The organism is Streptomyces sp. H27-H5, from assembly GCF_026627505.1.
In the GTDB taxonomy this organism is placed as follows: domain Bacteria; phylum Actinomycetota; class Actinomycetes; order Streptomycetales; family Streptomycetaceae; genus Streptomyces.
Window position 1 is genome coordinate 30521 of record NZ_JAPNLK010000043.1, and the last position, 23990, is coordinate 54510.

Consider the following 23990-nt stretch of genomic DNA (forward strand, 5'->3'; position numbering starts at 1 on the left):
ATGGGGATTCTATGGGGCATACTCCCCCGAAAATGGCCGAATTAGAACGTCGCTCTAACCCCGGCCTCGCGCGAATCGTTCACTGAATCCTTCACTTGCGAGTCGCGCGCTCGCGGCTCACGCGTGCCCCTCACCCTTTCCGAGCCAGCCCGCGAGCTTGCCGCCCCGCGCCACCGCGCGCAGCCGCGCCTCCGCCGCGTCCCGTACCGGATCGGTAGCCACGACCAGCAGCTCGTCCCCGCGTCGCAGCACGGTGGAGGGGGCCGGTACGAAGCTCTTCGCGTCCCGGACCACCAGCGTCACCGAGGCTCCCGCCGGCAGGCGCAGTTCGCTGACCTCCACGCCGTGCATCCGCGAGGCGGCCGGGATCGCGAAGGACAGCAGGTGCCCGCGCAGCTTCTCCAGCGGTGCCGACTCGATGCCCAGGTCGGAGGCGCTCTCGTCGGTGTTCCCGAGCTTCAGCTTGCGCGCGAGCCAGGGCAGGGTCGGCCCCTGGACCAGCGTGTAGACGACGACGAGCACGAAGACGATGTTGAAGACCCGGTCGCTGCCCTCGATCCCGGAAACCATGGGGATGGTCGCCAGGATGATGGGCACGGCGCCGCGCAGGCCCGCCCAGGACATCAGGGCCTGTTCCTGCCAGGGGAGGCGGAACGGCAGGAGGGAGACGAAGACCTCCAGGGGGCGCGCGACCATCGTCAGCACCAGCCCGATGATCACCGCCGGCCAGAAGTCGTGGATCAGCTCGTGCGGGGTGACCAGCAGGCCGAGCAGCACGAACATGCCGATCTGTGCGATCCAACCGAGCCCGTCGGCGAACCCGCGGGTGGCCGGCCAGTGCGGCAGCTTCGCGTTCCCGAGCACCATGGCGGCGAGGTACACCGCGAGGAAGCCGGAGCCGTGCGCCATGGCGCCGGCCGCGTACGCGGTGATGGCGATGGCCATCACGGCGATCGGGTAGAGGCCCGAGGCGGGGAGCGCCACGTGCCGCAGTCCGTACGAGCCGAGGAAGCCGACCGCCAGGCCGATCGCGGCGCCGATCGCCAGCTCCAGGGCGATCTTGCCGATCAGCATGTACCAGGGGTCCACGGGGCCGACGGTCGCGAAGGCGACCACCAGGATGACCACGGGAGCGTCGTTGAAGCCGGACTCCGCCTCCAGCACACCCGTGATCCGGGAGGGGAGCGGAACCTTGCGCAGTACGGAGAAGACGGCGGCGGCGTCCGTCGAGGAGACGACCGCGCCGATGAGGAGGGCCTGCCGCCATTCGAGCCCGACGAGGTAGTGCGCCCCCGCCGCGGTGACGCCGACGCTGATGGCGACGCCCACCAGCGACAGTGAGATCGCCGCCGGCAGGGCCGGTTTGATCTCTTTCCACTTGGTGCCCAGACCACCCTCGGCGAGGATCACGACGAGCGCGGCATAGCCGATGACCTGCGTCAGTTCGGCGTTGTCGAAGACGACGTTGCCGATCCCGTCCTGGCCTATCGCGATGCCTATGCCGAGGTAGATGAGCAGGCTGGGGAGGCCGCTGCGTGAAGAGATGCGTACCGCCGCGACGGCGACGAGCAGCACGAGCGAGCAGACCAGCAGGAGCTCATTGAGCGTGTGGACAGTCAGCGGGCGGCCCTTTCCTCAGAGCGCCCGCGGACCGACGGATTGTTCCTCCCGGGGCGCGTCCGGCAAGTACTTCGTTACCTTACCTAATCTTTGACGATTCCTTGACGCGATAGTCACATTGTGAAACGCGGTAACGGCCCTGTCCTCAGCAGCTCGACCCCTGGCGGATCATCGGACTCGGTCCTGCGCCTATGGTTGCTCCCAGCACTCCCAGGACCACCCTGCCCCTCTAAGGACAGCGATGCCCGCCAACGAAACCGGCCCTTCCGTCAAGAAGAAGGGACGACGCGCACGTCTGATCGTGCTCGTCATGGTCCTGGCGCTCTTGGCGGGCCTCGGCTACGGGGCTTACTGGAGCGTCGACAGCGTGCGCGCCTCCTTCCCCCAGACCACCGGCTCCCTGAAGGTCCCCGGCCTGACCGGGACCGTCGACGTCAAGCGTGACGAGCACGGGATCCCGCAGCTCTACGCCGACAGCGACGAGGACCTCTTCCGCGCCCAGGGATTCGTCCACGCGCAGGACCGCTTCTGGGAGATGGACGTCCGCCGTCACATGACGTCCGGGCGGCTCTCCGAGATGTTCGGCTCCGGCCAGGTCGAGACCGACGCCTTCCTGCGCACCCTCGGCTGGCGCCAGGTCGCGCAGGCCGAGTACGACACCAAGCTCTCGCCGGAGACGAAGAAGTACCTCCAGGCCTACGCCGACGGTGTCAACGCGTACCTGAAGGGGAAGTCCGGCAAGAGCCTGTCCGTCGAGCACGCCGCCCTCAAGCTCAGCGACGACTACGCGCCCGAGCAGTGGACCCCGGTCGACTCGGTGGCCTGGCTCAAGGCGATGGCCTGGGACCTGCGCGGCAACATGCAGGACGAGATCGACCGCTCGCTGATGTCGGGCAAGCTCTCGCCGCAGCAGATCAACGACCTCTACCCGGCGTATCCCTTCGACCGGAACAAGCCGATCGTCGACGGCGGCGCGGTCACGGGTGGCAAGTACGCCCCGCAGGGCCAGTCGGGCTCTGGCAATGGCGCCGGCAACGGCGTGGGCAACGGCTCGCAGGCCTCCGCGAACCCGGGCACCACCACCGGCCTCGCCGAGGACGCCACCGCCCAGGGCGCGAGCGTCGGCCTGCGCACCGGGCTGACCTCCCTCGCCAAGACCCTCGACCAGATCCCGGCCATCCTCGGCCCCAACGGCAGCGGCATCGGATCCAACTCCTGGGTCATCGCCGGCAAGTACACGACCACCGGCAAGCCGCTGCTGGCGAACGACCCCCACCTCTCCCCGCAGCTGCCCTCGGTCTGGTACCAGATGGGCCTGCACTGCCGCGCGGCCTCGCCCCGGTGCCAGTACGACGTCGCCGGCTACACCTTCTCGGGCATGCCCGGCGTGGTCATCGGCCACAACGCCGACATCGCCTGGGGCATGACCAACCTCGGGGCCGACGTCACCGACCTCTACCTGGAGCAGGTCAAGCCGGAGGGCTACCTCTACGGCGGCAAGGTCGTCCCCTTCGTCACCCGCGAGGAGACGATCAAGATCGCCGGCGGTGGCGAGAAGAAGATCACCGTCCGCACCACGAACAACGGGCCGCTGGTCTCCGATCGCAGCGACGACCTCGCCGGTGTCGGCACCCGCGCCCCGGTCGCGAGCTCCGCCCCCGACCGCGGCAACGGCTACGCCGTCGCCCTGCGCTGGACGGCGCTGGACCCGGGCAAGTCGATGGACGCGGTCTTCAAGATCAACCGGGCCAAGGACTTCAACAGCTTCCGCGCGGCGGCGCGCGACTTCGAGGTCCCCTCGCAGAACCTGATCTACGCCGACAACAAGGGCCCCAACGGGAACATCGGCTACCAGGCACCCGGCCGCATCCCGATCCGCACCACGGGCGACGGTCGCATGCCGGCCCCCGGCTGGGACCCGAAGTACGCGTGGAAGAGCGGCAACGCGGGCTACATCCCGCAGGACGAGATGCCGTGGGACCTGAACCCGGCCCGCGGCTACATCGTCACCGCCAACCAGGCGGTCGTCGAGAGCGGCACCGGCGCGGGGAAGTACCCGCACCTGCTGACCACCGACTGGGGATACGGCGCCCGCAGCCAGCGGATCAACGACCTCATCGAGGCGAAGACCAAGGACAACGGCAAGATCTCCACCGATGACATGCGGACCATGCAGATGGACAACAGCAGCGAGATCGCCGCGCTGCTGACCCCGATGCTGGCCAAGATCCAGATCTCCGACCCGGACGTGCGCTCCGCGCAGAAGCTGCTGGACGGCTGGAACTACACCCAGGAGCCCGACTCGGCGGCGGCCGCGTACTTCAACGCGGTCTGGCGCAACATCCTCAAGCTGTCCTTCGGCGACAAGATGCCGAAGGAGCTGCGGGTCGAGGGCAGCTGCATGAACGTCCGGGCCGAGAGCACCGGCCCCGTCGACGACCTCGCCGAGACGGTCCGCGAGTGCGGTACGCGCGGCCCCGACTCGGCGCAGCCCGACGGCGGCGACCGCTGGTTCGAGGTGGTCCGGCGCCTGGTCAAGGACGAGAAGTCGGCCTGGTGGCAGGCACCCGCCGCGCGCAACAAGCCGGCCACCAAGACCCGCGACGAGCTGTTCGCGCGGGCCATGAAGGACGCCCGCTGGGAGCTGACCGCCAAGCTCGGCAAGGACCAGTCCACCTGGAGCTGGGGCCGCATGCACCAGCTGACGCTGAAGAACCAGACCATCGGCACGGAGGGCCCGGGCTACCTGCAGTGGCTGCTGAACCGGGGCCCCTGGAACCTGGGCGGCGGCGAGGCCACGGTCAACGCCACCGGCTGGAACGCCTCCAGCGGCTACGGGGTGACCTGGGTGCCGTCGATGCGGATGGTCGTGAACCTCAACGACCTGGACAAGTCCCGCTGGATCAACCTGACCGGTGCCTCGGGGCACGCGTACCACTCCCACTACACGGACCAGACGACGCTGTGGGCCAAGGGCGAGCTGCTCGACTGGCCCTTCGGCAAGGCGGCCGTCGACAAGGCCACGGTCGACACGCTCACGCTGAAGCCGTAGGCGACGGATCGGGGCGAGGGCTCAGAAACGGATCACCCCCGACGGGGTGGCCACTGCCTGAACGGGGTGGTCGTGCGGTTCCTCCGGGACCCGCGCGACCACCTCTTCGTCGTGGAGGAGCACGACGAGCGCGGGACGCGCCCCGGCCCGCTCCAGCCGTTCCAGCACCCGGTCGTACGAGCCCCCTCCGCGCCCGAGCCGCATGCCGCGCCGGTCCACGGCCAGCCCCGGCAGCAGGACGGCGTCGGCCCCGGTGACCGCGTCCGGGCCGAGGGGTGGCCCGGCGGGCTCCAGCAGGCGCATCTTCCCGGGGTGCGCGGCCTCGGCGAGGCTGTCCGGGCCCTCGTACACGGCCCAGTCGAGGTCGTTGTCGGGGAGCAGCAGGGGCAGCAGGACCCGCTTGCCGGCGGCCCGGAGCGCGTCGAGCAGTTCCCGGGTGCCGGGTTCGCCGCCGACGGAGACGTACGCGGCGACCGTGCGGGCGTCGGCGAGTTCGGGCAGTTCGAGGGCGGTGCGGGAGAGCGCGAGGGCCGCCGCGCGACGGGCCTCGGGGGACAGGGAGCGGCGGGCGGCGAGGAGTTCACGACGCAGCGTGGCCTTTTCGGCCACCGGGGCCGCCGGGTTTCGGGAGGGACGTGACGGCTTCTCTACCACGACTGACTCAACTATCCTTTCAAACCATCCGATAAGCGGTCTTATCTGTCGGAATCTGTCCTGGTGGTTCTGTACGACCCACTATCGTTCTGCCCATGACTCAGTCGCACCCCGTGATCAAGAAGGCCGTCATCCCGGCCGCGGGCCTCGGCACTCGGTTCCTTCCGGCGACCAAGGCGACCCCCAAGGAAATGCTTCCGGTCGTCGACAAGCCGGCGATCCAGTACGTCGTCGAGGAGGCCGTCTCCGCCGGCCTGGACGACGTACTCATGATCACAGGACGCAACAAGCGCGCCCTCGAAGACCATTTCGACCGGAACTACGAGCTGGAATCGGCCCTCATCGCCAAGGGTGACGACGACCGTCTCAAGAAGGTCCAGGAGTCCAGCGACCTCGCGACCATGCACTACGTGCGCCAGGGCGACCCGCGCGGACTCGGGCACGCCGTGCTCTGCGCCGAGCCGCACGTGGGCCGCGAGCCCTTCGCCGTCCTGCTCGGCGACGACCTCATCGACCCCCGCGACCCGCTGCTGCGCCGCATGGTCGACATCCACGCCGAGACCGGCGGCACCGTCGTCGCCCTCATGGAGGTCGATCCCGCCAGCGTCCACCTCTACGGCTGCGCCGCCGTCGCGCCGACCGACGACCCCGACGTCGTCCGGGTGACCGGACTCGTGGAGAAGCCGGACGCGGCGGACGCACCCAGCAATTACGCGGTCATCGGACGCTATGTCCTCAACCCGGCGATCTTCGGCATACTGCGGGAGACCGAGCCGGGCCGCGGCGGGGAGATCCAGCTCACCGACGCCCTGCAGAAGCTGGCCGCCGACGAGAGCGTGGGCGGCCCGGTGCACGGCGTGGTCTTCCGCGGCCGCCGCTACGACACCGGGGACCGCGGGGACTACCTGCGGGCCATCGTCCGTCTCGCGTGCGAGCGTGAGGACCTGGGCCCGGAGTTCCGCACCTGGCTTCACCGTTACGTCACGGAGGAGATGTAGCACCTTGACCAGTTCCGCACCGCAGGGCACCGATCACGACCGTCTGTGGTCGGTGGACGAGCACCTCGCGGACATCCTCGCCGCCGTCCGGCCGCTGGAGCCCATCGAACTCCAACTGCTCGACGCCCAGGGCTGTGTCCTGGTCGAGGACGTCACCGTGCCCGTCGCCCTCCCGCCCTTCGACAACAGCTCGATGGACGGCTACGCCGTCCGCACGGCCGACGTCCAGGGCGCGAGCGAGGAGTTCCCCGCGGTGCTGACGGTCATCGGGGACGTCGCCGCGGGCAGCGGTGAGCTGCCCACGGTCGGCCCCGGACAGGCCGCCCGCATCATGACCGGCGCCCCGTTGCCGCCCGGCGCGGAAGCCGTCGTACCGGTCGAGTGGACCGACGGCGGGACCGGCGGGGGCGCCGCGGTCGGCATGACCCCGGCCAGCTCCGCGCCCGAGGGCGCGGGCGGCGAGGTACGGGTGCACCGCGCCGCCGAGGCCCGGGCGCACGTCCGCTCGCGCGGCAGCGACGTACAGGCCGGGGACCTCGCCCTGGCCGCCGGCACGGTGCTCGGCCCGCCGCAGATCGCCCTGCTGGCCGCCATCGGACGGGGCACGGTGCGGGTCCGGCCGCGGCCCCGCGTGGTCGTCCTGTCCACCGGCAGCGAGCTGGTCCAGCCGGGCGAACCGCTGACCGCGGGCACCATCTACGACTCCAACAGCTTCGCGCTGGCCGCCGCCGCGCGGGACGCCGGGGCCATCGCCTACCGGGTCGGCGCGGTCGCCGACGACGCGGACACCCTGCGCTCCACCATCGAGGACCAGCTGGTCCGGGCCGACCTGCTGGTCACCACCGGCGGCGTCAGCGTCGGCGCGTACGACGTGGTCAAGGAGGCCCTGACCGCCGTGGCCGCCGGCGAGGACGACGTGGACGGCGGCGGCATCGACTTCCGCAAGCTCGCCATGCAGCCCGGCAAGCCCCAGGGCTTCGGCACCATCGGCCCCGACCACACCCCGCTGCTGGCCCTGCCCGGCAACCCGGTCTCCTCCTACGTCTCCTTCGAGCTGTTCGTGCGCCCCGCCATCCGCACCCTGATGGGCCTGCCCGAGTCCGCCGTCAGCCGTCCGGTGGTACGGGCCGCGCTGAAGGCCGACAAGGCCATCGGCTCCCCGGCCGGCCGCAGGCAGTTCCTGCGCGGCACGTACGACCCGCAGAGCGCGACGGTCAGCCCGGTCGGCGGATCGGGGTCGCACCTGATCGCCGCGCTGGCGCACGCCGACTCGCTGATCGTCGTACCGGAGGACGTCACCTCGGTGGAGCCGGGGGCCGAGCTGGAAGTGGTCCTGCTCGGCTGAGGTGCCGCAGGTGCGGGTAGCGTGTTGCACCACACAGGCCCTTGCGGGGCCCGGAGCGGGAGCGGCACCAGATATGAGCACGCAGAGCAGGCTGACGCACATCGACGAGGCCGGCGCGGCCCGGATGGTGGACGTATCGGCGAAGGACGTCACCACCCGGACGGCGCGAGCCAGCGGGCGGGTCCTCGTCTCCCCCCGGGTCGTCGAACTGCTGCGGGGCGAGGGCGTGCCGAAGGGCGACGCCCTCGCCACCGCGCGGATCGCCGGGATCATGGGGGCGAAGAAGACCCCCGACCTGATCCCGCTCTGCCACCCGCTGGCCGTCTCGGGGGTGAAGGTGGACCTGAGGGTCGCCGACGACGCCGTCGAGATCCTCGCCACCGTGAAGACCACGGACCGCACGGGCGTCGAGATGGAGGCGCTGACCGCGGTCGCGGTCGCCGGACTCACCGTGATCGACATGGTCAAGGCCGTCGACAAGGGCGCCGTCATCACGGACGTCCGGGTGGAGGAGAAGACCGGCGGCAAGTCGGGCGACTGGACCCGCGCGTGAACGCCCCGCGCGGCGGCGAGGTCCACAGCCACCTGAGCCACGTACCGCCGGTGGCGGGCGAGGCCTGGGCGGCACGGCCCGACGCCCCCGAGGCACCGCCCGTGACGCGCGCGCTCGTGATCACCGCCTCCAACCGCGCCTCACAGGGCGTGTACGCCGACAAGGGCGGCCCGCTGCTGGCCGAGGCGCTGGGCGCGCTCGGCTTCGCCGTGGACGGCCCGCGGGTCGTCCCGGACGGGGACCCCGTCGAGCAGGCGCTGCGCGAGGGCGTGGCCGCCGGGTACGACGTCATCCTGACCACCGGCGGCACCGGCATCTCGCCGACCGACCGGACCCCCGACGCCACCGCGAAGGTCCTCGACTACGAGATCCCCGGGATCCCGCAGGCCATCCGTGCGCAGGGCCTGGCGAAGGTGCCGACCGCGGCGCTGTCCCGGGGGGTGGCGGGGGTCGCCGGCCGCACGCTGATCGTGAACCTGCCCGGCTCCACCGGCGGGGTCCGCGACGGACTCGCGGTGCTGTCCCGGATCCTGCCGCACGCCGTGGACCAGATCCGGGGTGGCGACCACCCGAGACCGTCGGGGAGCGCGAGCTGAACGGCCCGTCCTGGCCCGTGGTGCTGACGGACGGTGACGTCACGCTGCGGCCGATAAAGCTGCGGGACCAGCGCGCCTGGCGCGAGGTCAACCGCCGCAACCGCGAGTGGTTGCGGCCGTGGGAGGCCACGATCCCGCCGCCCGCGCCGTGGGGACCGGTGATCCACCGGCCGACGTACCGTCAAATGGTGCGCCACCTGCGGGCGGAGGCGAACGCGGGGCGGATGCTGCCGTTCGTCATCGAGTACCAGGGGCGTCTCGTCGGCCAGTTGACGGTCGCCGGGATCACCTGGGGTTCCATGTGTGCGGGCCACGTCGGCTACTGGGTGGACCGCGACGTGGCGGGGCGCGGGGTGATGCCGACGGCCGTCGCGCTCGCCGTGGACCACTGCTTCGCGAAGGTCGGGCTGCACCGCATCGAGGTGTGCATCAGGCCGGAGAACGGGCCCAGTCGACGGGTCGTCGAGAAGCTCGGGTTCCGGGAGGAGGGCGTGCGACCGCGCTACCTCCACATCGACGGGGCGTGGCGGGACCACCTGGTCTTCGCGCTCACGGTGGAGGAGCTTCCCGAGGGACTGCTGAGCCGCTGGCACCGGGCGGCCGGACACCGCGGAGCCCCGCCGAAATAGCGGAATCGCAAACGCGTTCGAATTCATGGCCGATTCGCCCATAACCTGATCCGAAGAATCACAAAAAAAGTCCGTGATATCAGCGAGATCGTGCGACACACCGGCTCAATTGGCTGATCCGCTCGCCCGCGCCCCTCTACGGTGTGTGGTGTGAGCAGCAGCGGCCTCATCTACGCAGTCATTGTGGGGGCCTGGGCCGCCTACTTGGTGCCCATGTGGCTCCGGAGGCAGGACGAGCTGAACGAAGCCCGTCCGACGGAACGCTTCTCCACTGCCATCCGGCTGCTTTCCGGCCGGGCGGGAATGGAGCGCCGTTACGCCAAGGGGCTGCGCGAGCGCGGTGCCGAAGAGGTGGAACCCCAGCCCCACGCGGACCCGGACGCGGCGACGGAGACGGTGCATTCCGTCGACGCCGACGCCCGGGTCCTCGACGTGCCTCCGACCAGGGCGGAGCCCAGGTCGGCCGGTGCCGAACGGGCGGAGCGGGCCCGGCGGGAACAGCGCCTCCAGGTGCTGGCGCGCCGCAGGCGCACCACCGCGCTCCTCTTCCTGATCTTCACCCTCGGGGCGATCGTCGCCGCGGTCGGCGGACTGCGCTACCTGTGGGCGCCCGCCCTCCCGGCCCTGCTGCTGAGCACCTACATCGTGCACCTGCGGGTCCAGGAGCGGCGGCGCTACGAGTTCACGATGGACCGGCGGCGCGCGGAGGCCGCCGCCCGCCGGCTCCGCGAGAACCGCCCGCACCGCCGCGAGGCGGAGTCCGCCGCCGGCGCCGAACCGGACCCCTCTCCACCGGTCTCCCCGCAGGAGGCCGGCCGGCGCGCGCTGGTCGAACAGACCGACCACGCCGAGTGGGTGGACCAGCAGCGCGAGCGCGAACGCGGCCCCGCCCGAGGTGACAGCTGGGAGCCCGTCCCCGTGCCGCTCCCGACGTACGTGACGGCCCCCGTGGCCCCGCGTGCCACCGGACCGGCCTCCCCGGACGGCTGGAGCGCCACCCGTTCCAGCACGGCCGAGCCGACGGAACCCCGACTGCGCGCCCAGCCGGCCGTCCCGGCGCCGGCCTCCGAGCCGGAGCCGAAGTCGGAGCCCAAGATCCCCGTCACCCCGCGCCCGCGCGGCCGGGACCGGGGCCGCACCCCGCTCTTCGACCAGTACGAGGGCGAGGACCGGCCGCGTGCCGCGAACGAGTGATCGGTGACCTGCGCGGACACCTCGGGGAACCGGTTTTGGAGCACCCGCGCGGGGATGCTAATGTTTCACACGTCGCAAGGGCCTGTGGCGCAGTCTGGTAGCGCACCTCGTTCGCATCGAGGGGGTCTGGGGTTCAAATCCCCACAGGTCCACAGACAAGAGATCCCGTCCGGTCGCAAGACCGGGCGGGATCTTTCTTTGTCCGGGGCCCGTTGGCCACCCGCACCCCGGGGCCTCGGCTCCGGCGGCGGTGCGGGCGGCGCGCCGTGTGGTGCGGTCAGGGACGCAGCGGCTTCGTCATGCAGCGGCTGGAGTCGTGGAAGCGGTAGTGGCCGAACTTCTCCGACAGCGTGTAGCCCGACGAGCCGTAGAGGGCGATGGCCTCCGGCTGTTGGTCGCCGGTTTCGAGGACCATGCGGGTGCGCCCCGCCACCCGGGCGTCGTCCTCCAGCACGGCCAGGATGCGCCGGGCCAGACCGAGGCCGCGGGCCCCGGGGACCACGTACATCCGCTTGATCTCGGCGTCGCCGTCCGAGTAGCCCTCCTCGCTCCGGTCCTGGCGGCGCCAGGCACCGCTGGCCACCGGGCTGTCCGAGACGTCGTAGGCGAGGAGGTAGAGGCCGTTCGGCGGGACGAACATCGCCGGGTCGAGGAAGGTGGCGTCACCCTCCCCCTGGTAGCGCTCCTGGTATTCGATCTGGACCTGGGCGTCGAGTTTCGCCGCGTCGGGGTGGTCGTAGGCGACGGTGCGCAGGGTTATCCCATGAGACATCCGAACATCGTACGGAACGGTCCCGCTAAGGTGCTGGGATGCTCACCGTGACCACCGTGAATGTGAATGGGATCCGGGCCGCCGCGAAGAAGGGCTTCGTGGAATGGCTGGCGGGATCCGACGCCGACGTCGTGTGCCTCCAGGAGGTGCGGGCCGAGGAAGGGCAGATTCCGGTCGAGGTCCGGGAGCCCGAGGGCTGGCACACCGCGTTCGCGCCGGCCGCCGCCAAGGGGCGGGCCGGCGTCGCGCTGTACACGCGCAGGGCGCCCGAGGCGGTGCGGGTCGGCTTCGGGAGCGACGAGTTCGACGCCGCCGGCCGCTACCTGGAGGTCGACCTTCCCGGGGTGACCGTGGCGAGCCTGTACCTGCCCTCCGGCGAGGCGGGAACCGAGAAGCAGGACGAGAAGTACCGGTTCATGGCCGAGTTCCTCGACCACCTCGCCCGGCTCAAGGAGCGCGCCGCCGCCGACGGGCGCGAGGTCGTCGTCTGCGGCGACTGGAACATCTGCCACCGGGAAGCCGACCTCAAGAACTGGAAGACGAACCGCAAGAACGCCGGCTTCCTGCCCGAGGAACGCGAGTGGCTCGGGAAGGTGTACGAGCAGGCCGGGTACGTCGACGTCGTGCGCGCGCTGCACCCGGACGCCGAGGGTCCGTACTCGTGGTGGTCCTACCGGGGCCGGGCCTTCGACAACGACGCCGGCTGGCGGATCGACCTCCAGGTCGCCACCCCGGGACTGGCCGGCAAGGCCGTGAAGGCCTTCGTGGAACGCGCGGAGACCCACCCCGAGCGCTGGTCCGACCACGCGCCGGTGACCGTCGTCTACGAACTCGGCGTCTGAGGGCGCTGCTCCCGCTGCTCCCGTTGCTGGTGCAGCCGGTCCATCGCCATCGTCAGCTCGGCCTCGACCACGCTCTTGGCCAGCGGGCGCAGGCGCGGGACGGCGTCGTCCGCGATGTGGGTGGATATGAGCTCGGTGAACAGGGCCGCCATGGCGTCCGCGTGCTCGCGGACCCGGCGGCCCGTCTCCAGCACCGCCGCGAGCGGGACGCCCTCGCGGACCAGGGCCGAGGAGACGTCCAACAGGCGGCGACTGACGTGCACGATGGCGTCGCCGTCGGTGGCGAGGTAGCCGAGGTCCAGCGAGGCCGCCAGGTTCTCGGGGGTGACCTCGCCCTCGAAGTAGTCGGCCAGCGCCTCGGGTGACAGCCGGACCGGGGTCTCCTCCGACCAGCCGATGCCGAGCAGCTCTCCCAGCTGGCCGACGTCGCGCCCGTTCTCGAAGGCCGCCGTCAGCTCGGCGATGCCGCCCAGGGTGTGGCCGCGTTCCAGCAGGCCGGCGATGGTGCGCAGGCGGGCCAGGTGGTGGTCGTCGTACCAGGCGATCCGGCCCTCGCGGCGGGGCGGCGGCAGCAGCTTGCGCTCCCGGTAGAAGCGCAGGGTGCGCACCGGGATGCCGGCCGCCTCGGCCAGCTCCTCCGTACGGTATTCGCGCACGGCACTCGGCACGGTCGTCGTCCTTGCTTCCGTCTCGTTGTCGGCCACGTGCGCAGCCTAGGCGGTGTCCCGTCCGTCGGGCGGTGTCCCGTCGATCGGGCCGGGCCCCGGGCGCCCCCGCGGCGTACCCGCAGTAACTTTCCCGGCTCGACCCCTACCCATGAGTACGAGGCTGCTCTACTCTCCCGATTGTGCCAGTGATTGCTGGCAGTGTTGCACGGGTGGTTGTGACCGGGCTGGGCTGGGACTGCGGAGGCGGCGGGCATGGGCGGCAAGGGTGACGGCGTGGACGGACGCGAGCACGTGAGGGTGGTGGTGATCGGGTCCGGGTTCGGCGGGCTCGGGGCCGCCGTGCGGCTGCGCCGCGAGGGGATCACGGACTTCGTCGTGCTGGAGCGCGCCGATTCCGTGGGCGGCACCTGGCGCGACAACAACTATCCGGGGTGCGCCTGCGACGTGCCCTCGCACCTCTACTCCTTCTCCTTCGCGCCCAACCCGGACTGGCCCCGGACCTTCTCGGGCCAGCCGCACATCCGGGCCTACCTGGAGCAGGTCGCCGACACCTTCGGGCTGCGACCGCACCTCCGACTGAACTCCGAGGTCCGGCTGATGCGCTGGGACGCCGACGAGCTGAGGTGGGAGATCGAGACCTCGACCGGGAGCCTCACCGCCGACGTGGTGGTCTCCGCGACCGGGCCGCTGTCCGACCCGAAGATGCCCGAGATCCCGGGGCTCGCCGAGTTCCCCGGCAAGGTCTTCCACTCGGCCCGCTGGGACCACGACTACGACCTGCGCGGCAAGCGCGTCGCCATGATCGGCACCGGCGCCTCGGCGATCCAGATCGTGCCGGCCATCGCCCCCGACGTGGACCGCCTCACGCTGTTCCAGCGCACCCCGCCGTGGGTGATGCCGCGCACCGACCGGGCCATCTCCGCCTTCGAGCGCCGGCTGCACCGACAGTTGCCCTTCACCCAGGCCGCCCGGCGCGGGCTGCTGTGGGGGATCAGGGAACTCCAGGTCAGCGCCTTCACCAAGCGGCCGAACCAGCTCGGCCTGGTCGAGGCCCTGGCCAAGGCCAACATGGCGCGTTCGATCAAGGACCCGGTGCTGCGGGCCAAGCTGACGCCCTCGTACCGCATCGGCTGCAAGCGCATCCTGCTGTCCAGCGAGTACTACCCGGCGCTGGCCCGGCCCAATGTCGACGTGGTCGCCTCCGGGCTCAAGGAGATCCGCGGCTCGGTGCTGGTCGCCGCCGACGGGACCGAGACCGAGGTGGACGCGATCGTCTTCGGCACCGGGTTCCACGTGACGGACATGCCGATCGCGGACCGGGTGGTCGGCGTCGACGGCCAGACCCTCGCGGACGCCTGGAAGGACGGGATGAAGTCGCTGCGCGGCGCGACGGCCGCCGGCTTCCCCAACTGGATGACGATCATCGGACCGAACACCGGGCTCGGCAACAGCTCGATGATCCTGATGATCGAGTCGGCGCTCAACTACATGGCCGACTACCTGCGGCAGTTGGACACGCTGGGGGGCCGGACCGCGCTGGCGGCCAGGCCGTCCGCGGTGAACGCGTGGAACCGGCAGGTGCAGTCGCGGATGGAACGGACCGTCTGGAACACCGGCGGCTGCACCAGCTGGTACCTGGACGCCAACGGGCTCAACACGACGGTCTGGCCGGGCACCACCGGCGCGTTCCGCCGCGAGACCCGCACCGTCGACCTCGCCGAGTACGAGGTCGTCCGCAAGGGCGGGGAACCGCGACCCGAGCGGGTCGCGGCGACGTCGGCGTCGGGGACCGCCCCGACCGGCCCGACCTCCCGCGCCGGCAAGGCCGCGCCCGAGGCCGTGCCGTCCGGGGCCGTCGCTTCCGGGGCCGTCGTGTCCGGGGGCGCCCCGGCGACGGCCGTCACGGCCGAGGGGAGCGCCGCGTGAGCCGCCGTCCCGCCCACGTGACGTCCGGGCCCTACGCGCCCCCGGTCGCGGGCCGGGAACTCACCGCCGTCTCCGCCGACGGGGCCCGGCTGCACGTGGAGGTGCACGGCGAGGCGAGCGCCCCGCCCGTGGTGCTGGCCCACGGCTGGACCTGCTCCACCGCCTTCTGGGCCGCCCAGATACGGGACCTGGTCCGGGACCACCGGGTCATCGCCTACGACCAGCGCGGCCACGGCCGCAGCCCCGTCGGGCTCCGGCACAGCACGACCGCCCTCGCCGACGACCTGGTGGCCGTGCTGAAGGCCACCCTCGCGCCCGGCGAACGGGCCGTCGTCGCGGGACACTCGATGGGCGGCATGACGATCATGGCCGCAGCCGGGCGGCCCGAGTTCACCGAGCACGTCGCGGCCACCCTGCTGTGCAGCACCGGCAGCGGACGCCTGGTCGCCGAGGCACTGGTGCTGCCGGTGCGCGCCGGACGGCTGCGGACCAGGATCACCAAGGCGGTACTCGGCTCCCGCGCCCCGCTCGGGCCGGTCACGCCCGTCGCGAGCAAGGTGCTCAAGTACGCCACCATGGGGCCCGGTACCGCGCCCGACCGGGTCGAGGCCGTCGCCCGCATCGTGCACGGCTGCCCCGCGGCCGTCCGGTACGCCTGGTCGCAGGTCCTGGCCGACCTGGAGCTGGGCGAGAACCTGGCCCGGCTGACCGTGCCCACCGCCGTCCTCGCCGGTACCGGCGACCGCCTGACGCCCCTCACCCTCGCCCGCGGACTGGCCGCCGCGCTGCCCGACTGCCGCGGGCTCACCGAGCTGACCGGCATGGGACACATGACCCCGATCGAGGCCCCCGAGGCCGTCACCCGTGCCGTGCGCGAGCTGACCGCCCTGTACGCGGGAGGCGCCGGGGACCGGCACGACCACGACACATCCCCGAAGGAGAAGACGCCGTGAGCGCTCGCAGGAGTCTGGAAGGTCAGGTCGCCGTCGTCACCGGCGCCGCCCGCGGAGTCGGTGAACTCCTCGCCCGCAAGCTGTCCGCGCGCGGGGCGAAGGTGGCCCTGGTGGGTCTGGAGCCGGAGGCCCTCAAGGAGGTCTCCGAGCGGCTGCACACCGAGAGCGACCACTGGTACGCCGACGTCACCGACCACGAGGCGATGGCCCGGGTCGCGCAGGAGGTCAAGCAGCGGTTCGGCAAGGTGGACATCGTCGTCGCCAACGCGGGCGTCGCCGCCGGCGGGCCGTTCGTCGACTCCGACCCCGACGCGTGGCGCCGGGTGATCGAGGTCAACCTGATCGGCGGCGCCGTCACCGCCCGGGCCTTCCTGCCCGTGCTGATGGAGAGCCGCGGCTACTTCCTCCAGATCGCCTCGCTCGCCGCGATCACCCCGGCGCCGATGATGACGGCGTACTGCGCCTCCAAGTCCGGCGTCGAGGCCTTCGCGCACTGCCTGCGCGCCGAGGTCGGGTACAAGGGAGTCAAGGTCGGCGTCGGCTACCTCTCCTGGACCGACACCGACATGGTGCGCGGCGCCGACCAGGACGAGGTCATGCGCGAGCTGCGGCAACGGCTGCCGTGGCCCTCGAACCGCACGTACCCGCTGGGGCCGGCCGTCGACCGGATCGTGGCCGGCATCGAGCGGCGCTCGCCGCACGTGTACGCGCAGTGGTGGCTGCGGGGCATGCAGGGCATGCGCGGCTACCTGCCGGGGATCATCGCGACCGTCGGGCAGCGCGAGATGGCGCGGTTCGAACCGAGGCTCGGCGGCGTCTCCAAGGGGCTCGTCGGAGCCGGCGGGGCCGCGGACGAACAGGGACGCAGCACGTCCCGCTGATCCTGCCGAAGGCGGTGAAGGGGTCGATCCCGACCGAACCTCGACCGTTAAGTGCCCGAAATGCACACTTAATGACCGCATGGAAGTCTGGTCGCATGTCTATCAGGCAGCAGTTCCAGGACAAGGCGAGAGAACTCGAACGCAGGGCCGCGAAGGCCCGGGAAGCGAGGGACGAGGCGAAGGACGCGCCGGGGGACCCGATGCCGGCGGCGGTACGGGACCGGGCCGCCAGACCCCGTGACACGTTCGACCGGCCCTTCGAGGAGTAGGTCGAGGGGCGGTCGGGACCGGTGGGACGAGAACCGTGTGACGAGGGGCGGGACCGCGACCGCGGTCCCGCCCCTTCGACGTTCCCGTGCTGCCGCTACGAACCGGCTTGGCGCGGCGGCAACTTCGGGCGTCGCAGATCCGGGACGTCCGCGTAGCCCGGGGGCACCGCCGCCGGGTCCTGCTCCAGCAGTTCCAACGCCAGGTGCACGGCGTCGTCGAGCACCGCGTGCCGGCCCTCCGCCCAGTCGAGGGGCGTGCGCAGGATCGCGAGGTCGGGCTCGACGCCGTTGTTCTCCACCGACCAGCCGTACTCGGGGAACCAGGCCGCGTTCATCGGCACCGTGATCACCGTGCCGTCGCCCAGGACGTGCCGGCCGGTCATGCCGACCACCCCGCCCCAGGTGCGCTGGCCGACCACGGGGCCGAGCCCCAACAGTTTGAACGCCGCGGTGATCATGTCCCCGTCGGAGGAGGTCGCCTCGTCGGCCAGGGCCACGATCGGGCCCCGGGGCGCGTTGGAGGCGTACGACACCGGCTGGGCGTTGCGCGTCAGGTCCCAGCCGAGGATCGAGCGGGTCAGCTTCTCCACGACCAACTCGCTGATGTGGCCGCCGGCGTTGCCGCGCACGTCCACGATCAGCGCGGGCCGGGACATCTCCATCCGCAGGTCCCGGTTGAACTGCGCCCAGCCCGAGCCGCCCATGTCGGGGATGTGGAGGTAGCCGCACCGGCCGCCGCTGATCTCGCGGACCACCGACCGGCGTTTGGAGACCCAGTCCTGGTAGCGCAGCGGCCGTTCGTCGATCAAGGGGACGACCGCGACGCGGCGGGCCCGGCCCTCGCCGTCCTGCGCGAAGGTCAACTCGACGGTGGTGCCGCCCGCCGCGTCCAGCAGCGGGTGCGGGCCGGCCACCGGGTCCACCCGACGGCCGTCGACGTGCGTGAGCACGGCGCCCTCGCGGATGCCGGTGCCGGCCAGGGGGGAACGGGCCTTGGAGTCCGAGGACTCGCCGGGCAGGATCCGTTTGATCATCCACGCGCCGTCCCGGCACACCAGGTTGGCGCCGAGCAGGCCGATGGCCCGCTGGTAGTGGGGCGGGCCCTCGTTGCGGCGGGCGGGGGACACGTACGCGTGGGAGGTGCCCAGTTCGCCGAGGACCTCGCGCAGCAGGTCGGCGAACTCGTCGGGGGAGGCGACCCGTTCGACCAGGGAGCGGTACTGGCGCAGCACCCCGTCCCAGTCGATGCCGCACATGTCGGGCTCCCAGAAGTAGGCGCGGATCAGCCGGCCGGCCTCCTCGTACGCCTGACGCCACTCGGCCGCCGGGTCCACCTCGTGCAGGATGCGCCGCAGGTCCAGGTAGACGGTGGAGTCGCCGTCGCCCGACTCGGTCGAGGGGACGGCCCGCAGGTCGCCGTCGTCGTTGATCACCAGTCGGGTGCCGTCGCCGCTGACCGCGAACCAGTCCAGTCCGGAGGCGAGTTCGCTCTTGCGGGCCTTGGAGATGTCGTAGTGCTCCAGCGTCGGCTTGCCGCTGGTGTCGGAGGGGTTGGCGAAGGTCTCGCCGAGCGCCCCCGAGATCGGCCAGCGCAGCCACACCAGGCCGCCGCCGTTGACCGGGTACAGGGCCGAGTACTTCGACGCGGTGACGGGGAAGGGCGTGACCCGGCTCTCCAGTCCCTCCACCTCCACGGTCACCGAGCCGTCCCCGTCGCCGGACTCGCCCTCCACCGGGTCGAGTCCGCCTGCCGCGGGGCGGCCGTCGGGGGAGAAGGCGAACGGCGAGGGGGTCGCGGAGGACAGCGGCACCAGGTACGGGCGGCAGCCCAGCGGGAAGGACAGGTCGCCGGTGTGGACGTCGTAGACCGGGTCGAAGCCGCGCCAGGACAGGAAGGCGAGGAACCGGCCGTCCCGGGTGAACACCGGGTTCTCGTCGTCGAAGCGGCCGTTGGTGACGTCCACGACCGTGCGGGTGCCGGGGCCGGCGATGCGGGCCATCTTGATCTGGCGCAGCGAGCGTCCGATGCCCGGGTGCGACCAGGTCAGCCAACAGCCGTCGGGGGAGAACGCGATGTCGGTGACGGGCCCGTTGATGGAGCGGATGAGCTCGGTGACCTCCCCGTCGGACTCCTCGGTGGCGTCGATCAGCAGCAGCCGGCCGTCGTTGGAGGCGACGGCGAGCCGTTCCCCGTCCGGGTCGGAGAGCAGCTCCAGTACGCGGCCCAGCCGGCCCGAGGCCAGCCGGCGGGGCTCGCGGTCACCGGAGGCGCGGGGCAGGTAGGCGATCTCGATCGCGTCCTCGCCCTCCGCGTCGGTCACGTACGCCACCTGCCCGCCGCTGCCGAGCATCTCGGGCAGCCGGACCCGTACGCCCGGGGTGTCGGCGATGGTGCGGGCCGGGCCGTCGCGGTGGGTGAGCCAGTACAGGCTGCCGCGCACGACGACGGCGCTGGCCCTGCCGGTCGCGTCGACGGAGAGCGAGTCGACGTGGTGGGCGGCCGGGATCTGATAGCTGCGCCGGCCGGCGCGGGGGCCGCCGAGGCGGACCTCCAGCTTGCGCGGGACGGCGTCCGGGGCGAGGGAGTCCACGAGCCAGAGGTCGCCCGCGCACTGGTAGACGACCCGGGTGCCGTCGCTGGAGGCGTGCCGGGCGTAGAACTCGGCGTGGTCGGTGTGGCGCCGCAGGTCGGTGCCGTCGGGGAGGCAGGAGTAGAGGTTGCCGATGCCCTCGTGGTCGGAGAGGAAGGCGATCCGGCCCGCGACGAACATCGGCGAGTCGAGGTGGCCCTCGACGTCCTCCAGCAGCCGCCGGCCGTGCAGCCAGAGCCGGCCGGTGGCGCCGCCGCGGTACCGCTTCCAGGCGGCGGGCTCGTGCGGGGGCTTGCCGGTGAGCAGCAGGGTCCGGCGCTCGCCGTTCGGTTCCTCGCGCACGGCGATGTCGGACACCGGGCCCCAGGGCAGCTTGCCGCCGGGGCTGCCGTCGGTGGGCAGGCTGTAGGCCCAGGAGTAGTACGAGAAGGGCTGGGCGTGCGAGGAGACGGCCAGGATGTCGCTGCGGCCGTCCTTGTCGGGCGGGGTCCAGCCGCAGACGCGGGTGTCGGTGGAGCCCCAGTGGCTGAGCCGGCGGGCCGGGCCGCCGTCCACGGGCGCGAGGTGGATCTCGGGGTCGAGGCTGCGCCAGGTGGTGAAGGCGATGTGCCGGCCGTCGGGGGAGAACTGCGGGTGGCCGACGCGGGTGCGGTCGACGGTGATCCGCCAGGCCCGGCCGGCCGGGCCGTCGGGCGGAGCCAGGGGCGCCACCCAGAGGTCGTCCTCGGTGGCGAAACACAGCAGGTCGTCGTGCAGGTGCGGGAACCGGAGGTACGCGACGTCGTGACTCACCCCCCAATGCTTTCCGCGCGGAGGAGCCCTGGCAACTCGTACAGGTGATCCATGACACTCCTCGAAGCGAAACGGAACGGTTTCGTTTCGTTCGGCGGGGAGGTACTCTCGCATGAGTACGAAACCGTTTCGTTCGGATGGGAGGACCGGGTATGCCCGAAGAGGTCGCGTCGCGGCGCAGCCGGATCACCCCCGAGCGGGAAGCCGAACTCCACGGGGCGGTCCTCGACCTCCTGCGCGAGGTCGGGTACGAGGCGCTGACCATGGACGCGGTCGCCGCCCGCACCAAGTCCAGCAAGGCCACGCTCTACCGCCAGTGGGGGAGCAAGCCCGAACTGGTGGCCAAGGCCCTGCGCTGCACCCAGCCGGTCTCCCTCCGGGAGATCGACACGGGCAGCGTGCGCGGGGACTTCGCCCTGATGGTCGAACACTCCGACGACGCGCAGATGGCCAAGGACACCGCGCTGATGCGGGGTCTGGCCCATGCCGTCCACGAGAGCCCGGAACTCCACCAGGCACTGCGCGACCTGCTCGTCGATCCCGAGATCAACGGGCTGCAGATGATGTTGCAGCGCGCGGTGGACCGGGGCGAGATCGCCCCGGACTGTCCGGCGCTCGACTTCGTACCGCACATGCTCATCGGGGCGTTCATCGCGCTCCCGCTGATCGAGGACCGGTCGGTGGACCGGACGTTCCTCGGCCAGTTCCTGGATGCCGTGGTCTTCCCCGCCCTCGGCGTCTGAGTCCCCACGCACGACCCTTTCCGCTGCTCCTGACACGCCGCTCTCGTCGTCGGGCCGGCTCACCACGCCCTGTCCCATCCCACGACCCGAACGGGAGAACCACCGACGTGGCCACCTTCCTCTACCGCCTCGGCAAGGGCGCCTTCCGGCGCCGGCGCCTCGTCGCCCTCGTGTGGGTGGCGCTGCTGTTCGTCGCCGGCTTCGGCGCGGCCTCGGCGTCCGCGCCCACCTCAGGCTCCTTCTCGATACCCGGCACGGAGGCCCAGAAGGCCTTCGACCTGCTGGAGCAGCGCTTCCCGGGCATGGCCGCCGACGGCGCCACCGCCCGTATCGTCGTCAAGGCCCCGGCCGGCGCCAAGGTCACCGACCCCGGCACCAAGACCGAGGTCGAGAAGATCATCTCCGGTCTGCAGAACGGCCCCGGCGCCGAGCAGATCGCCAAGATCGACGACCCCTACCAGGTGAAGGCCGTCAGCCAGGACGGTTCCACCGCCTACGTCAGCGTCAAGTACGACGTCAGCGGCATGGAGCTGAAGGACGACGCCCGCGACGCCCTGAAGGTGTCCGGCAAGGCCGCCCAGGACGCCGGGCTCACCGTCGAGATCGGCGGCGACGCGCTGATGGCCGCGCCCGAGACGGGCTCCGGCGAGATCATCGGCATCGCCATCGCGGCGATCGTCCTGGTCATCACCTTCGGCTCGCTGATCGCGGCCGGACTGCCGCTGCTGACCGCGCTGATCGGCGTGGGCATCGGTGTTTCCAGCATCACGGCGCTCGCCAACGTGCTGGACCTCGGCTCCACCACCTCCACCCTCGCGATGATGATCGGCCTCGCCGTCGGCATCGACTACGCCCTCTTCATCGTCTCCCGCTACCGCGCGGAGCTCGCCGAGGGCCGGGAGCGCGACGAGGCCGCCGGCCGGGCCGCCGGAACCGCCGGCTCCGCCGTCGTCTTCGCCGGTCTGACCGTGGTCATCGCCCTGGTGGGCCTGGCCGTCGTCAACATCCCGATGCTGACCAAGATGGGCGTCGCGGCCGCCGGCACGGTGGTCATCGCGGTCCTCGTGGCCCTGACCCTGGTCCCGGCCATCCTGGGCTTCGCCGGCAAGAAGGTCCTGCCGGCCGGCGCCAAGAGCAAGCTGTTCGGCAAGGGCAGGCCGAAGGCCGAGGGCGCCGAGCCCAAGGCCAACGGCGGCACCCGCTGGGCCCGCTTCGTCCTGCGCCGCCCGATCATGGTGCTGCTGGTCGGTGTGATCGGCCTCGGCGTGGTCGCCATCCCGGCGAGCAAGCTGGAGATGGGCCTGCCGGACGACGGCGCCCAGCCGGTCTCCACCACCCAGCGCAAGGCCTACGACCTGCTGTCCGACGGCTTCGGCCCCGGCTTCAACGGCCCGCTGATGATCGTCGTCGACGGCGACAAGGCGCTCGCCGACTCCACGGCCGACCGGATCAAGGGTCTGGAAGGCGTCGTGGCGGTCACCCCGCCGATGCTGAACAAGGACGGCGACGCGGCGATCATCAACGTGATCCCGAAGGACCGGCCCTCCTCGGTCGAGACCGAGAACCTGGTCCACGAGATCCGCGACGGCAGCGGGGACGACGTCCTCGTCACCGGCGCCACCGCGATGAACATCGACTTCTCGCAGAAGATGAACGACGCGCTGCTGCCCTACCTGGCGCTCGTGGTCGGTCTCGCCTTCCTGCTCCTGATGCTGGTGTTCCGCTCGATCCTGGTCCCGCTCAAGGCGGCCCTCGGCTTCCTGCTGTCGGTCGTCGCGGCCCTCGGCGCGGTCGTCGCGGTCTTCCAGTGGGGCTGGCTCGGCTCGCTCTTCGGGGTGGAGCAGACCGGTCCGATCATGTCGATGATGCCGATCTTCATGGTGGGCGTGGTCTTCGGCCTGGCCATGGACTACGAGGTCTTCCTGGTCACCCGCATGCGGGAGGCGTACGTCCACGGCGAGCGCCCGGGCCAGGCCGTCGTGACCGGCTTCCAGTACAGCGCGCGCGTGGTCGTGGCCGCCGCCGTCATCATGATCGCCGTGTTCGCGGGCTTCATCGGAGCCAGCGAACAGATGGTCAAGATGATCGGCTTCGGTCTGGCCGTCGCCGTCTTCTTCGACGCCTTCGTGGTCCGCATGGCCATCGTCCCGGCGGTACTGGCGCTGCTCGGCCACAAGGCCTGGTGGCTGCCGAAGTGGCTCGACCGGCTCCTGCCGAACGTGGACGTGGAGGGCGAGAGCCTGCGCAAGCACCTCGGCGACTCCTCCGAGGGCCCGGACAAGGACCGCGAACTGGTCAACGCCTGACCGTCGGCGCCTGACCGTCATCGCAGCAGAGGCCGGCCCCGCACCCGAAGCACCGGGTGCGGGGCCGGCCTCGTTCGCGCCCGCCGGTCGGGCGGGTGCGGTGGCATTGGGCCTAACGGGTGGCCGGCTCGACGGCGGGCGCCGCGGCGGGGGCGTACGTACGGCGCAGGAAGCGGCGCAGCGCCGAGAGGTCGAACTGCACCACGGCGACGCCCTCGGGGGAGTGGAACTCGACGACGGCCTGTACCCGGCCGCACGGCCAGACCCGCACGTCACCGGTCCCGGTGGGGGCGGTCAGGCCCGCCTCCAGGAGGGCGCGGGGGAAGACCCACTCGTTGTCCGTGCCCTCGGGGGACAGGTCGGCCGGGAAGACGATCCGTACGGCCAGCGGCTCGGCGGAGGTGAACCGCAGGAGGACCGGAATCGCCCGGTAGAGCGGATCGTCCGTGATCACACGGGCGCGTACGCGCTCCTCCACGGCGGTGGTCACCTCGGTCATGTGGGGGTCATCGGCGGTCGCTGACATCGACACCGCTCCTACAAATCGGAACATATGCGTCTGTATTGTCCCCAGCCTCGCACATTCCCACGAATCCGCGCGCCGCT

The 23990-nt window shown here is 71.7% G+C and carries 20 protein-coding genes and 1 tRNA gene; 15 read left to right on the forward strand and 6 right to left on the reverse strand.

Annotation, left to right across the window (positions count from 1 at the left end):
- Positions 1 to 117 precede the first annotated feature (117 nt).
- Positions 118 to 1620: a potassium/proton antiporter gene (locus OTB19_RS21630; protein ID WP_267800051.1), complete on the reverse strand. Its 1503-nt coding sequence runs from the start codon at positions 1618 to 1620 to the stop codon at positions 118 to 120.
- Positions 1621 to 1861: 241 nt separating this feature from the next.
- Between OTB19_RS21630 and OTB19_RS21635 the strand changes: the two genes are divergently transcribed.
- Positions 1862 to 4672, forward strand: a complete 2811-nt coding sequence (locus tag OTB19_RS21635) for a penicillin acylase family protein (protein WP_267800005.1) — start codon at positions 1862 to 1864, stop codon at positions 4670 to 4672.
- 21 nt (positions 4673 to 4693) lie between these two features.
- Here OTB19_RS21635 and OTB19_RS21640 read toward each other — a convergent pair whose 3' ends face one another.
- Positions 4694 to 5326: a 5-formyltetrahydrofolate cyclo-ligase gene (locus OTB19_RS21640; protein ID WP_267800006.1), complete on the reverse strand. Its 633-nt coding sequence runs from the start codon at positions 5324 to 5326 to the stop codon at positions 4694 to 4696.
- Positions 5327 to 5421: 95 nt separating this feature from the next.
- On the opposite strand from OTB19_RS21640, the gene galU reads away from it, so the two are divergent.
- From galU to OTB19_RS21675, 7 genes are all read left to right on the forward strand, one after another.
- On the forward strand, positions 5422 to 6324 hold the full coding sequence (gene galU / locus OTB19_RS21645; RefSeq protein WP_053679757.1) for a UTP--glucose-1-phosphate uridylyltransferase GalU: 903 nt from the start codon (positions 5422 to 5424) through the stop codon (positions 6322 to 6324).
- A gap of 4 nt (positions 6325 to 6328) precedes the next feature.
- The gene (glp, locus tag OTB19_RS21650) at positions 6329 to 7669 is read left to right on the forward strand and encodes a gephyrin-like molybdotransferase Glp (RefSeq protein ID WP_267800007.1); all 1341 of its coding nucleotides are present in this window, start codon (positions 6329 to 6331) and stop codon (positions 7667 to 7669) included.
- 73 nt (positions 7670 to 7742) lie between these two features.
- Complete coding sequence (moaC, locus tag OTB19_RS21655) at positions 7743 to 8222, forward strand: cyclic pyranopterin monophosphate synthase MoaC (protein WP_267800008.1); 480 nt, start codon at positions 7743 to 7745, stop codon at positions 8220 to 8222.
- A 50-nt stretch (positions 8223 to 8272) separates the two neighbouring features.
- Positions 8273 to 8818: a MogA/MoaB family molybdenum cofactor biosynthesis protein gene (locus tag OTB19_RS21660; RefSeq protein WP_420716886.1), complete on the forward strand. Its 546-nt coding sequence runs from the start codon at positions 8273 to 8275 to the stop codon at positions 8816 to 8818.
- Between the two features lie 17 nt (positions 8819 to 8835).
- Complete coding sequence (locus OTB19_RS21665; protein ID WP_267800009.1) at positions 8836 to 9447, forward strand: GNAT family N-acetyltransferase; 612 nt, start codon at positions 8836 to 8838, stop codon at positions 9445 to 9447.
- Between the two features lie 150 nt (positions 9448 to 9597).
- Positions 9598 to 10641 (forward strand): hypothetical protein, encoded by a 1044-nt coding sequence (locus OTB19_RS21670; protein ID WP_267800010.1) that lies wholly within the window; start codon positions 9598 to 9600, stop codon positions 10639 to 10641.
- Positions 10642 to 10719: 78 nt separating this feature from the next.
- A tRNA-Ala gene (locus OTB19_RS21675) sits at positions 10720 to 10793 on the forward strand.
- A gap of 125 nt (positions 10794 to 10918) precedes the next feature.
- Here OTB19_RS21675 and OTB19_RS21680 read toward each other — a convergent pair.
- Positions 10919 to 11413 carry a GNAT family N-acetyltransferase gene (locus tag OTB19_RS21680; RefSeq protein ID WP_267800011.1) on the reverse strand — a complete coding sequence of 165 codons (495 nt, stop codon included), beginning with the start codon at positions 11411 to 11413 and terminating at the stop codon, positions 10919 to 10921.
- Positions 11414 to 11451: 38 nt separating this feature from the next.
- Here OTB19_RS21680 and OTB19_RS21685 point away from each other — a divergent pair, with 38 nt between their 5' ends.
- Positions 11452 to 12255 carry an exodeoxyribonuclease III gene (locus OTB19_RS21685; protein ID WP_267800012.1) on the forward strand — a complete coding sequence of 268 codons (804 nt, stop codon included), beginning with the start codon at positions 11452 to 11454 and terminating at the stop codon, positions 12253 to 12255.
- On the opposite strand, the gene OTB19_RS21690 is transcribed toward OTB19_RS21685, so the two are convergent.
- The gene (locus OTB19_RS21690; RefSeq protein ID WP_267800013.1) at positions 12237 to 12959 is read right to left on the reverse strand and encodes a MerR family transcriptional regulator; all 723 of its coding nucleotides are present in this window, start codon (positions 12957 to 12959) and stop codon (positions 12237 to 12239) included. The genes OTB19_RS21685 and OTB19_RS21690 overlap by 19 nt on opposite strands.
- A 216-nt stretch (positions 12960 to 13175) precedes the next feature.
- Here OTB19_RS21690 and OTB19_RS21695 point away from each other — a divergent pair, with 216 nt between their 5' ends.
- From OTB19_RS21695 to OTB19_RS21710, 4 genes are all read left to right on the forward strand, one after another.
- Entirely contained in the window at positions 13176 to 14849 is a 1674-nt protein-coding gene (locus OTB19_RS21695; protein WP_420716885.1) for a flavin-containing monooxygenase, read from the forward strand.
- Positions 14846 to 15802 (forward strand): alpha/beta fold hydrolase, encoded by a 957-nt coding sequence (locus OTB19_RS21700; protein ID WP_267800014.1) that lies wholly within the window; start codon positions 14846 to 14848, stop codon positions 15800 to 15802. Before OTB19_RS21695 ends, OTB19_RS21700 begins: the two co-directional genes overlap by 4 nt.
- A complete protein-coding gene (locus tag OTB19_RS21705; protein ID WP_267800015.1) occupies positions 15799 to 16683 on the forward strand; it encodes an SDR family oxidoreductase in 885 nt (294 codons plus the stop codon). Before OTB19_RS21700 ends, OTB19_RS21705 begins: the two co-directional genes overlap by 4 nt.
- 95 nt (positions 16684 to 16778) lie before the next feature.
- On the forward strand, positions 16779 to 16952 hold the full coding sequence (locus OTB19_RS21710; protein WP_267800016.1) for a hypothetical protein: 174 nt from the start codon (positions 16779 to 16781) through the stop codon (positions 16950 to 16952).
- Between the two features lie 95 nt (positions 16953 to 17047).
- On the opposite strand, the gene OTB19_RS21715 is transcribed toward OTB19_RS21710, so the two are convergent.
- Positions 17048 to 20335 (reverse strand): S41 family peptidase, encoded by a 3288-nt coding sequence (locus OTB19_RS21715; protein ID WP_267800017.1) that lies wholly within the window; start codon positions 20333 to 20335, stop codon positions 17048 to 17050.
- Between the two features lie 152 nt (positions 20336 to 20487).
- Between OTB19_RS21715 and OTB19_RS21720 the strand changes: the two genes are divergently transcribed.
- A complete protein-coding gene (locus OTB19_RS21720) occupies positions 20488 to 21078 on the forward strand; it encodes a TetR/AcrR family transcriptional regulator (protein ID WP_267800018.1) in 591 nt (196 codons plus the stop codon).
- A gap of 107 nt (positions 21079 to 21185) precedes the next feature.
- Positions 21186 to 23384: an MMPL family transporter gene (locus OTB19_RS21725; RefSeq protein WP_267800019.1), complete on the forward strand. Its 2199-nt coding sequence runs from the start codon at positions 21186 to 21188 to the stop codon at positions 23382 to 23384.
- Between the two features lie 112 nt (positions 23385 to 23496).
- Here OTB19_RS21725 and OTB19_RS21730 read toward each other — a convergent pair whose 3' ends face one another.
- Complete coding sequence (locus tag OTB19_RS21730; RefSeq protein ID WP_267800020.1) at positions 23497 to 23910, reverse strand: SsgA family sporulation/cell division regulator; 414 nt, start codon at positions 23908 to 23910, stop codon at positions 23497 to 23499.
- Positions 23911 to 23990: the final 80 nt, after the last annotated feature.

Bases quoted from the DNA above. Each gene is read 5' to 3' on its own strand.
- OTB19_RS21635 (WP_267800005.1), top strand. From the start codon at position 1,862: ATGCCCGCCAACGAAACCGGCCCTTCCGTCAAGAAGAAGGGACGACGC.
- galU (WP_053679757.1), top strand. From the start codon at position 5,422: ATGACTCAGTCGCACCCCGTGATCAAGAAGGCCGTCATCCCGGCCGCG.
- moaC (WP_267800008.1), top strand. From the start codon at position 7,743: ATGAGCACGCAGAGCAGGCTGACGCACATCGACGAGGCCGGCGCGGCC.
- OTB19_RS21680 (WP_267800011.1), bottom strand. From the start codon at position 11,413: ATGTCTCATGGGATAACCCTGCGCACCGTCGCCTACGACCACCCCGAC.
- OTB19_RS21685 (WP_267800012.1), top strand. From the start codon at position 11,452: ATGCTCACCGTGACCACCGTGAATGTGAATGGGATCCGGGCCGCCGCG.
- OTB19_RS21695 (WP_420716885.1), top strand. From the start codon at position 13,176: ATGGGCGGCAAGGGTGACGGCGTGGACGGACGCGAGCACGTGAGGGTG.
- OTB19_RS21710 (WP_267800016.1), top strand. From the start codon at position 16,779: ATGTCTATCAGGCAGCAGTTCCAGGACAAGGCGAGAGAACTCGAACGC.
- OTB19_RS21720 (WP_267800018.1), top strand. From the start codon at position 20,488: ATGCCCGAAGAGGTCGCGTCGCGGCGCAGCCGGATCACCCCCGAGCGG.
- OTB19_RS21730 (WP_267800020.1), bottom strand. From the start codon at position 23,910: ATGTCAGCGACCGCCGATGACCCCCACATGACCGAGGTGACCACCGCC.